The organism is Neisseria sp. HMSC065D04, from assembly GCF_001815675.1.
Lineage (GTDB): Bacteria > Pseudomonadota > Gammaproteobacteria > Burkholderiales > Neisseriaceae > Neisseria.
The window spans coordinates 1-8,686 of record NZ_KV821474.1 but is presented as its reverse complement, the minus strand read 5'-3'; the positions used below and the strand labels follow the sequence as shown (position 1 = coordinate 8,686).

At 50.8% G+C, this 8,686-nt stretch carries 7 protein-coding genes and 1 pseudogene; all 8 read left to right on the top strand.

Translation table 11 applies throughout. From position 1 onward, the window contains the following. The first annotated feature begins 86 nt into the window (after positions 1 to 86). The 8 genes and pseudogenes from lpdA to HMPREF3050_RS01455 all read left to right on the top strand — a co-directional run bounded on the left by lpdA (position 87) and on the right by HMPREF3050_RS01455 (position 8,511). Positions 87 to 1,520, top strand: coding sequence for a dihydrolipoyl dehydrogenase (gene lpdA, locus HMPREF3050_RS01490; RefSeq protein WP_070773208.1), 1,434 nt, complete (start codon positions 87 to 89; stop codon positions 1,518 to 1,520). 199 nt (positions 1,521 to 1,719) lie between these two features. Beyond that, positions 1,720 to 2,007: a hypothetical protein gene (locus HMPREF3050_RS01485; protein ID WP_003755543.1), complete on the top strand. Its 288-nt coding sequence runs from the start codon at positions 1,720 to 1,722 to the stop codon at positions 2,005 to 2,007. Positions 2,008 to 2,102: 95 nt separating this feature from the next. Continuing rightward, positions 2,103 to 3,272 (top strand): annotated as a pseudogene (gene sucC / locus HMPREF3050_RS01480) (ADP-forming succinate--CoA ligase subunit beta); the annotation flags it as partial. Between the two features lie 10 nt (positions 3,273 to 3,282). Beyond that, on the top strand, positions 3,283 to 4,173 hold the full coding sequence (sucD, locus tag HMPREF3050_RS01475) for a succinate--CoA ligase subunit alpha (RefSeq protein ID WP_070773207.1): 891 nt from the start codon (positions 3,283 to 3,285) through the stop codon (positions 4,171 to 4,173). Positions 4,174 to 4,521: 348 nt separating this feature from the next. After that, a complete protein-coding gene (locus HMPREF3050_RS01470; RefSeq protein ID WP_070773206.1) occupies positions 4,522 to 7,041 on the top strand; it encodes a TonB-dependent siderophore receptor in 2,520 nt (839 codons plus the stop codon). A 235-nt stretch (positions 7,042 to 7,276) separates the two neighbouring features. Further along, entirely contained in the window at positions 7,277 to 7,711 is a 435-nt protein-coding gene (locus HMPREF3050_RS01465) for an ElaB/YgaM/YqjD family protein (RefSeq protein WP_070773205.1), read from the top strand. A 139-nt stretch (positions 7,712 to 7,850) separates the two neighbouring features. Continuing rightward, positions 7,851 to 8,249: a phage holin family protein gene (locus HMPREF3050_RS01460; RefSeq protein ID WP_070773204.1), complete on the top strand. Its 399-nt coding sequence runs from the start codon at positions 7,851 to 7,853 to the stop codon at positions 8,247 to 8,249. Further along, positions 8,242 to 8,511: a hypothetical protein gene (locus HMPREF3050_RS01455; protein ID WP_019270317.1), complete on the top strand. Its 270-nt coding sequence runs from the start codon at positions 8,242 to 8,244 to the stop codon at positions 8,509 to 8,511. Before HMPREF3050_RS01460 ends, HMPREF3050_RS01455 begins: the two co-directional genes overlap by 8 nt. Positions 8,512 to 8,686: the final 175 nt, after the last annotated feature.

Sequence of the window (8,686 nt, the reverse complement as noted above, 5' to 3'; positions counted from 1 at the left end):
CAACGCTGTACTGGTTTAAAGTTAATCCACTATACCGCTGCCGAAGGTTTTCCTGCGGCAAAAATGTCAAACAAAGGATTTTTCACATGTCTCAATACGATGTAGTAGTCATCGGCGCAGGCCCCGGCGGATATGTTGCCGCCATCCGCGCCGCCCAACTGGGTTTTAAAACCGCCTGTGTCGATGCAGGCGTCAACAAAGTAGGCGATGCGCCCGCGCTGGGCGGTACCTGCCTGAACGTCGGCTGCATTCCTTCCAAAGCCCTGTTGCAATCCAGCGAACATTTCCATGCCGCGCAGCATGATTTTGCCGAACACGGCATCAGCGTCGGCGACATCAAATTCGACGCGGCGAAAATGATTGCACGCAAAGACGCCATCGTAACCAAGCTCACCGGCGGCGTGAAATTTCTGTTCCAAAAAAATAAAGTAACCAGCCTGTTTGGTACGGCTTCATTTGCCGGCAAAAACGGTGATGCTTACCAAATCGAAGTCGATAACAAAGGCGAAAAAACCGTTATCGAAGCCAAACACGTTATCGTGGCGACCGGTTCCGTGCCGCGTCCGCTGCCGCAGGTTGCCATCGACAATGTAAACGTATTGGACAACGAAGGCGCATTGAACCTGACAGAAGTGCCCGCCAAACTGGGCGTCATCGGTTCTGGCGTGATTGGTTTGGAAATGGGTTCGGTGTGGAACCGCGTCGGTTCGCAAGTTACCATCCTCGAAGCCATGCCGACCTTCCTTGCCGCCGCCGACCAGCAAATCGCCAAAGAAGCCTTCAAATACTTCACCAAAGAGCAGGGCTTGAACATCGAGCTGGGCGTGAAAATCGGCGACATCAAATCTGAAGGCAAAGGTGTATCCGTTGTCTACCAAACTGCCGCAGGCGAAGCCAAAACCGAAGTTTTCGACAAGCTCATCGTCGCCATCGGCCGTATTCCGAATACTAAAGGTCTGAATGCCGAAGCCGTCGGCTTGGAAAAAGACGAGCGCGGCTTTATCAAAGTGGACGGCGAATGCCGCACCAACCTGCCTAATGTTTGGGCAATTGGCGACGTGGTTCGCGGCCCGATGCTGGCGCACAAAGCCAGCGACGAAGGCGTGGCGGTTGCTGAGCGCATCGCCGGTCAGAAACCGCATATCGACTTCAACAGCGTACCGTTCGTGATTTATACCGACCCCGAAATCGCCTGGGTCGGCAAAACCGAAGAGCAGCTCAAAGCCGAAGGCGTGGAATACAAAAAAGGCACTTCCGGCTTCGGCGCAAACGGTCGCGCGTTGGCAATGGGCAAGGCAAAAGGTACGGTCAAAGTGTTGGCAGATGCCAAAACCGACCGCATCTTGGGCGTACACATGATCGGCCCGGTTGTCAGCGAATTGGTTACTGAAGGCGTCACTGCGCTCGAATTCTTCGCCAGCAGCGAAGATATCGCCCGCATCATCCATGCCCATCCGACCTTGTCCGAAGTGGTTCACGAAGCCGCACTGGCCGCCGACAAACGCGCTTTGCACGGCTGATAAGGTCAAGTAAAGCATAAAAGGTCGTCTGAAACTTTTTCAGACGACCTTTTCGGAAAGATGAATGTTTGGAAGCAATGTTCCGATAGGTATGGAGAGAAAATAGGGCGTATCAGTTGCCATTGTTCTCTTGTCGGAATGACGATTTAAGCAGAATCTACTATATAATCGGCGACACATTCACAGACAGCATTTGATTATGAATAAAGAAGTAATCGGTATCTTGTTCATACCGATGGGCATCATCAGCATGTGTATGGCCGCGTTGTGGCAGATGTATGTGATGATGACCGAAACTTATACGCTCAACCGTTTCAAAGACAAAGAATTGGTTTGGCGCGTGGCATTGTTATTTATCAGTTTCAGCCTTGCCGTTTACCTGCTCTGCCCGAATTCGCGTAAAAAAGGCATCGTCTTTTTTATCCTCGGTGGCGGCGGCGCAATCATGTATCTGCTTGCGCGGATGTGGTTGCCGTTCAGCAAGTGAAACGACGATTTTCCGACCGCCGAAAGGTCGTCTGAAACGCACGGGGTTGCCATTCAGAGGCAGTCTCAGGGCATTCCACTAATCTAAAGGAGAAATCCATGAATCTACACGAGTATCAGGCTAAAGAACTGCTGGCAGGCTACGGCTTGCCCGTGCAAGGCGGTATTTTGGCGCACAACGGCGAAGAAGCCGCAGCCGCTTACGACAAACTGGGTGGCAAATTTGCCGTCGTCAAAGCGCAAGTCCACGCAGGCGGACGCGGTAAAGCGGGCGGCGTAAAAGTCGTCAAAAGCCGTGAAGAAGCCAAAGAAGTGGCAGAAAGCCTGATTGGCACCAATCTGGTTACTTATCAAACCGATGCCAACGGTCAGCCGGTCAACAGCGTTTTGGTTTGCGAAGACATGTATCCGGTGCAAACCGAGCTGTATTTGGGCGCGGTGGTTGACCGTTCTACCCGTCGCATCACATTCATGGCTTCGACTGAAGGCGGCGTAGAAATTGAAAAAGTTGCCGCCGAAACCCCTGAAAAAATCTTCAAAGTAACCGTTGACCCGCTGGTCGGCCTGCAACCTTGCCAAGCGCGTGAAGTGGCGTTCCAACTGGGCTTGAAAGACAAACAAATCAACGAGTTCGTCAAACTGATGACCGGCGCGTACAAAGCGTTTGTCGAAAACGACTTCGCTCTGTTTGAAGTGAACCCGCTGGCAGTCCGCGAAAACGGCGCGCTAGCCTGCGTGGACGGCAAAATCGGTATCGACAGCAACGCGCTCTACCGCCTGCCGAAAATCGCCGAATTGCGCGACAAATCCCAAGAAAACGAACGCGAGCTGAAAGCCTCCGAATTTGATCTGAACTACGTTGCGCTGGAAGGCAACATCGGCTGCATGGTGAACGGCGCAGGTTTGGCGATGGCAACCATGGACATCATCAAACTCAAAGGCGGCCAACCTGCCAACTTCCTCGACGTAGGCGGCGGCGCGACTAAAGAGCGCGTGGTTGAAGCGTTCAAACTGATTCTCGAAGACAAATCCGTCAAAGGCGTATTGATCAACATCTTCGGCGGTATCGTCCGTTGCGACATGATTGCGGAAGCCATCGTGGCAGCCGTTAAAGAAATCAACGTTGACGTGCCTGTCGTTGTCCGTCTGGAAGGCAATAACGCCGAACTCGGCGCGAAAATCCTGAACGAATCAGGTCTGAAACTGACTTCCGCCGACGGCCTGAATGACGCAGCCGAAAAAATTGTCGCAGCCGTAAACGCCTAAGGAGAAAAGAATGAGCGTATTGATTAATAAAGACACCAAAGTATTGGTTCAAGGTTTCACCGGTAAAAACGGTACTTTCCACTCCGAACAAGCTCTGGCTTACGGCACTAAAGTTGTCGGCGGCGTGACTCCGGGCAAAGGCGGTCAAACCCACCTGAACCTGCCCGTGTTCAACACCATGAAAGAAGCGGTTAAAGAAACCGGCGCGGACGCATCCGTAATTTACGTTCCCGCTCCGTTTGTATTGGACTCTATCGTTGAAGCGGTTGATTCCGGCGTAGGCTTGGTCGTTGTGATTACCGAAGGCGTGCCGACTCTGGACATGCTCAAAGCCAAACGCTATTTGGAAACCAACGGCAACGGTACCTGCTTGGTCGGCCCTAACTGCCCGGGCGTGATTACTCCGGGCGAGTGCAAAATCGGCATTATGCCGGGCCACATCCACACTCCCGGCCGCATCGGCATCATTTCTCGTTCCGGTACATTGACTTACGAAGCCGTGGCACAAACCACCAAACTGGGCTTGGGTCAATCAACCTGTATCGGTATCGGCGGCGACCCGATTCCGGGCATGAACCAAATCGACGCGTTGAAACTCTTCCAAGAAGACCCCGATACCGACGCCATCATCATGATCGGTGAAATCGGAGGTACTGCGGAAGAAGAAGCAGCCGAATACATCCAATCCAACGTAACCAAACCCGTTGTCGGCTACATCGCAGGTGTGACCGCTCCTAAAGGCAAACGCATGGGCCACGCCGGTGCGATTATCTCCGGCGGCAAGGGTACTGCGGAAGAAAAATTCGCCGCTTTCGAAAAAGCCGGCATCGCCTACACCCGCAGCCCTGCCGAATTGGGCAGTACCATGCTGGAAGTGTTGAAAGCAAAAGGCTTGGCGTAATAACGCTTAGTCGTTTTGACTGAAAAACCGAAAGGTCGTCTGAAAACTTGGAAACAGGTTTTCAGACGACCTTTTTACTTGGTTTGCCATAATCTGCAAATTTCGTTAGGTGTTTGTTTCCAGCGTTATAGTGGATTATAGTGGTTTAAAGTTAATCCACTATATCGTACAGATTGTCGCATAAGCTACATAAATTGTCGGATATTCTATACTTTGCAGTGTTATCTTTAATTTTTATTAAATATATAATCATTCTCAAAAACAAATCAATCATATCAACATCTTCCTATCTTACTTTTTCAGACGACCTTACTCATATCTGAATTCATTTCCCATTAAGGAGCAGTTATGAACAGCCTGTGGCAGCCTAACTGTTTGAGTATCGTCATCGCTTTTGCATTTTCATCCGCATATGCTCAAACTGTACCCGATAAAGTCAATCTGAACGAAATTACCGTAAAGGGGGCAAGAAATACACCCGCCCAGAGTAATGGCAACTACACCATCAAAGGCAGCACCTCGGCCACCAAGCTTGACTTGAAACTCAAAGAAACCCCGCAAAGTGTAACCGTTTTCACCCAGCAGCAGATGCAGGATCAGAATTTGCAGAACCTTGATCAGGTGCTGGAAGAAACGCCGGGTATTACCGTCTTGCAGGACTCCGTTACCGGCATGGGCGAAGCACAGTATTATTCGCGCGGCTTCCCCGTTGATAATTACCAGCTTGACGGTGTGCTGGCCAATAAATACCTGCTCGGCGGGCCGCGCTTTATTGCCGCACAGGACAGCTATCTTTACGACAGGGTGGAAATCATCCGTGGTTCGAACGGGCTGAGCACCGGAGTGGGTGATCCGGCGGCAAGCGTCAATTTTGTGCGCAAACGCCCAATGGCGAAAAGCTCGGGGGAATTGAACCTGAAATACGGTTCTTGGAACAACAAACGTGTCGAATTCGATTACGGCGGTGCGTTGAACAAATCCCAAACCCTGCGCGGCCGCGTCGTCGGAACATGGGAGGACGGCGACAGCTTTATGGACAGAATCAAACGCAAATCCCATGCCTTCTACACTGTATTCGATTGGACGCCAACTGACAAAGACAGCTTTACGTTTGGCTTCAGCCGTCAGCACCGTAACATCACCGGTGCGCCGACTAAGGGGTTGATGCGTTATTCGAAAGTTACCCAGGATTATGATTTCGAATTGGGGGATTCCCCGACGCATTGGATAGATGCCCGCGACGTTCCGCCGAGCTTCAACAACGGGGCGGAATGGGCGTTTAACAAAGCCAACAGCGACAATATGTTTGCCGAATACAAACATCATTTCAACGACCATATCAAGCTGCAAACTGCCTATACCCGCAGCCGCACCAAAAGCGATCTGCGTTACGGCGATATGGGGGTAAACGGCTACGCGCCGCAATTTAACGCAGCAACTTATGATTTCGGCCGCGAACGCGACAAATACGACGACAAGGCGTTCGATATCCATCTGGACAGCCGTTTTAAACTTTTTGACCAGGATCAGCAGTTTATTGTCGGTTTTAGCGGCATCCGCCATACCCAGACGAGGGACGATTATAATTTCAGCAGTAGCGGCGAATTGAATGTCGATGATGCCAAACCGACAGGTATTGCGGCCATGACGGGAGAACCGATAGACCGTAATTTCTATTTATGGCAGGCGATTCCGCTTGATTACTGGAATAATGGCAGCTATCCCATGCTGGGGTACAACCGGGCTTGGGAGAAAAAATTGGGACCGGACGGGTTGATTTCCCGCGATCATTTGGCTTCGGAGCAATATGGTCCCTATTTTGCCCTGAAACTCAAGCCGGCCAGGTGGCTGACGGCGGTGGTAGGTGGGCGTTGGCTGACATGGCGGAACAAAGGGGGCGGGAAATGGTCGTTTTACAAAAACAAAAACAACGTGATAACAGACGATACGGTTGAAATGCCCGACGAAGGGTACGCCCCCGATTACAATAAAAGCAGTATGTATCACGATACGGTGCGCAAATTCGTCCCGTACGGCGGCGTGATTGTAGAACTGACGCCGACCATCAATGCCTACGCCAGCTATACCGGCATCCTGAAAACCAACAACGTCTTAAGGAACAGGCCGGCCTATGGCGAAGGCGGCGGATGGCTGCCGCCGATTACCGGCAATTCCAAAGAAGTCGGCATTAAAGGCGGCTTGTGGAACGACAGGCTGAATTTTGCCTTGTCTTACTTCACCATGACCCAGAAAAATTACCCCACGCTCGAACCTACAGGCTCACGTTGCTACGAATGGAAATACGGAGGGGAAAACGGCAACGAACCGTGGTGCTTCCAAGGCGATTGGGAATACGGCACAGGCAAGGGCTATACCAGCAGGGGTTTCGACATCAACCTTGCCGGACAGATTACCCCGAAATGGCGGATGCAGGCAGGCTTTGTCAAACTGAAGATAGACAAACCTTACGACGCGCCCAACTCGTCCAACGACTTGGGGGACGACATGAATCTGGAGTACGGCGGCACCTATACCGCGCCGGATAAAACCTTCAAATTCTTCACCAGCTACGACTTTACGCCCAAGCTGACGATGGGGGTGGGGATGCGCTGGGTCAGTGGTACCAAGCCCAAACCTTGGGGGCATGGTCTTTCCAACGGGCAATATTACGTTTCCGACAAACCCAAAGCGCTGTGGCAGCCTTCCTATTCGATATGGAACGTCATGGCGCGCTATAAAATCAACAAACACGCCGCACTGGCGGTCAACGTCGGCAACCTGACCAACAAACGCTATTACACCAACTCCCGCAGCAATTTTTACGGCAAGCCGCGTAACGCCTCCGTTGCCTTGAAAATAAAGTGGTAGGCTGTTTGGACGGAGCCCTTCCGCTAAGAAGCAGTTTACATGACGGAAAAGTTTTAAAGGTGCCCAAAGGTCGTCTGAAAGTTTTCAGACGACCTTTTTATCTTCCGCGTTAATCTTTACATGTTTTCAAACCACCTTTAGCCGAATTGACTTGCGAAGAAGTGTAAAGGGGTTATAATCAATTAACAGATGAATAATCTGTTATTTCACCCATATGGACATCAAGGAGAAGGTAATGAAAAAGCATGATTTTGAATCCCGCAAAGAAGCTTTGTTGAAAGACATCCAAGACGTGATGAGCGATGTTGAAGAGCTGTACAGCAAAGGCGTGGAAGTCGGCTCAGAAGAGGGTAAAAAAGCCAAAGCCAAATTGCGGGAGAAACTTGAAGCTGCTAAGGATCGTTTGCATGACTTCCAAGAAGAAGCCGGCGACCGAATCAGATACCACGCTGACCGCGCGCGTGAAAAATACGACGAATTTGAAGAAGAGGCAGAAGAGCGTTTCAGAGAAGGCAAAAAACGTTTGGCAGAGTTTAGCGATGAAGCAAGCGACCGTATCAAACGCGGCGCACGCCAAGCTGATGCAGCCGTACACGACAAACCTTATTACGCGATGGGCTTTGCCGCACTGGCGGGCTTGGTGGTTGGCGTATTGCTGAACCGCCGCTAATCGGTAAAACATGAATGCCGTCCGGACATGATTTTCCGAAATCTTGTTCCGGCGGCGTTTCCTTATGTGGGTCAGTACATTTCAGACGACCCCAAACCCTTCAGATTGTCCGTTTTGGAACAATCAGGGAAATCGGAATATGGGCATCAGACAAAATATCGAACATACAAAAACGCTGCTGAATCAAGGTATTGATTTGCTTTTGCTGCGGATGCAGATTTTGAATCTGGATTTGGCGGAGCAGGCGGAAAACGTGTTCCGCATCATCATATGGTTAGTCGTATCGGGCATCTTGCTGCTGATTGCATTCATCAGTCTGCTTTTCGGACTAAACCGCGTGTTGTCGGATACCGCGGCGATATGGGTATTCTTCGGGATTACCATCGTCAGCCTAATCGTCATTGCGGTCTTGTTCGGAAAAGTCGCAAAAGACTGGCGCAGCCAAAACAACCAAATCGCCGCAACCTTGCAGGACATTAAGGCAGACATTGCCTGCCTGCGCGGACAAGAAATGCAGGAAGGAGAGGACGATGAATAAAACGGAACGCGATGAAGCACGCGAACTGCTGCAACTGGAAGCCAAGTTGGTTCGCCTGAGAATCGAGGCATCGCATATGAAACAGCAAAAATGGAAAGAACAGGACGATCGCAAGTCAGATAAACTGATGACGCTGCTGGACTTGGGTAGCGAACTGAACCGCACACGCCTCCTGTATAAAACGGCAGGACTCGCCATCCCCCGAAAATTCCGCTTAGGGGCGTTGTTGGCAGCGTTTGCGTTGAAGGCTGCGATGAAGTAGATGGGATTAGAAAAAAGGTCGTCTGAAAGTTGGGTTTCAGACGACCTTTTTGTATTTTTGGAATGCGTGGGCGAAGCCTACGCTACGGGTTGTAGTTTTGGTCGGAGAATGGAGGTATAGAGGCTTTTGTTTGCATTCGTTATATAGTCAATTAAAAACAAAATGGTACAATACT